The organism is Ideonella azotifigens (assembly GCF_006519715.1).
Taxonomy (GTDB): domain Bacteria; phylum Pseudomonadota; class Gammaproteobacteria; order Burkholderiales; family Burkholderiaceae_C; genus Ideonella; species Ideonella azotifigens.
This window is the reverse complement of the sequence record NZ_VIDT01000927.1, coordinates 1-1,765: the sequence shown is the minus strand read 5'-3', so window position 1 is coordinate 1,765 and position 1,765 is coordinate 1. Positions and strand designations below refer to the sequence as shown.

Genomic DNA, 1,765 nt, shown 5'->3' with positions numbered 1-1,765 from the left:
GGCCTGCCTGGGCATGCTGGGCCCGTTTTCCATCGACACCTACCTGCCGGCCTTCACCGGCATTGCGCAGTCGCTGGGCGCCACGCCGGTGGAGATGCAGCAGACGCTGTCGGCCTACCTGCTGGGCTTCGCGCTGATGAACCTGTTCCACGGGGCGCTGGCCGACAGCTTCGGCCGCAAACCGGTGGTGCTGGTCGGGCTGATGGTCTTCACGCTGGCTTCGATCGGCTGCGCGATGAGCCAGTCCATCGGCGCGCTGGTGCTGTTCCGCGCGCTGCAGGGCATGTCGGCCGGCTCGGGCATGGTGGTCTCGCGGGCCATCATCCGCGACATGTTCCCGCCGGCCGAGGCCCAGCGCGTGATGTCGCAGGTCACGATCTACTTCGGCGTGGCGCCGGCCATTGCGCCGCTGTTCGGCGGCTTCCTGTTCGTGCACATCGGCTGGCACGCCATCTTCTGGTTTTTGGTCCTGGTCGGTACGCTGCTGCTGGGCGTGATGTGGCGCTTGCTGCCCGAGACGCTGTACCCCGGCCAGCGCCAGCCCTTCAATGCCCGCCACCTGATGCGCGGCTACTGGGACATGGTCTCCAGCGCGCGCTTCATGGCACTGGCGTTTGCGTCCGGCGTGCCGTTCAACGGCATGTTCCTGTACGTGCTGTCGGCCCCGGTGTTCCTGGGCGAGCACATGAGGCTCGGGCCCACGCAGTTCTTCTGGTTCTTCCTAATGACGATTGGCGGGATCATGGGCGGCGCCTGGTTCTCGGGCCGGCTGGCCGGCCGCATCACGCCGCAGCGCCAGATCCGCTGGGGCTTCATCGTGATGATCGTCGTCTCGCTGCTGAACCTGGCGCTGAACCTCACGCTGCCGCCATCGCCGATCTGGCACCTGCCATTGATTGGCCTGTTCTCGCTGGGCTGGGCGCTGATGGTGCCAGTGGTCACGCTGCTGGTGCTGGACGAAGCACCGACCCGGCGCGGCATGGCCTCGTCGCTGCAGGCCTGCATCGGCAGCGTGGCCAATGCGCTGGTGGCCGGTGCCATCGCGCCGTTGGTGATGCATTCGACGGTGCTGCTGGCGGTGGCCTCGTCGCTGATGACGGCAGTCGGTGTGGTCGCCTGGATCTGGGTCCGGCCGCGGCTCACGCTGCCCACGCATGCCGACCTGAAGCGCGCGGCGCTGGATCTGAAGTGAGGTTGCTGGCGGCGCGCTGAAGCCCGGATCAGCGCCGGAAAACCGGCCCAAGTCCGCTTCAAGCGGCGGAGGGCGGCAGTCGATATCCAGCGAAGGACCTGCCCGGTCCTTGCCTGGAGCTTCGCATGTACCGCCCGATCTTCCCGCGCCACCCGCTGGCCTTCCTGAGTCCCATTTCCCGCACCGCGGGCAACTGCCGCCATGCGTTGCAGCGGCTGGCCGCGCGCATGGGGGTGACGGGCCTGTTCCCGGTCAGCCTGCTGGCCATCGGTGCGCTGGCTGCACTGGCCATGGTGGCGCCGGACGCGCGCGCCAACGAGCCTGCCTCGGCGCCCGCGCCGAAGGAAGCCAAGGCAGAGCCCAAGGCCGAAACCAGGACCGAGGCCAGGCCGGCCGCGACAGCGCAAAAGGGTGAGAAGGCCGAGAAGGCCGAGAAGGCCGAGCCAGCAGACGCACCCCCCGAAGCCATGGACCGCCTGCGCGAAAAACTGGCCCAGCGCCTGGGCGCTGTCCGTGCGCCGGGCAGCAAGTCGCCCAACGACCTGCAGGTTGCCGGCAAGAACCCCGAAGCGC

The 1,765-nt window shown here is 68.7% G+C and carries 1 protein-coding gene and 1 pseudogene; both read left to right on the top strand.

Translation table 11 applies throughout. The annotated features are described in order from the left end of the window. Positions 1-1,192 (top strand): multidrug effflux MFS transporter (locus FKP22_RS29310; RefSeq protein ID WP_141291699.1); only part of this gene is annotated, 1,192 nt, incomplete at its 5' end. A gap of 125 nt (positions 1,193-1,317) precedes the next feature. Beyond that, positions 1,318-1,765 (top strand): annotated as a pseudogene (locus tag FKP22_RS29305) (hypothetical protein); the annotation flags it as partial.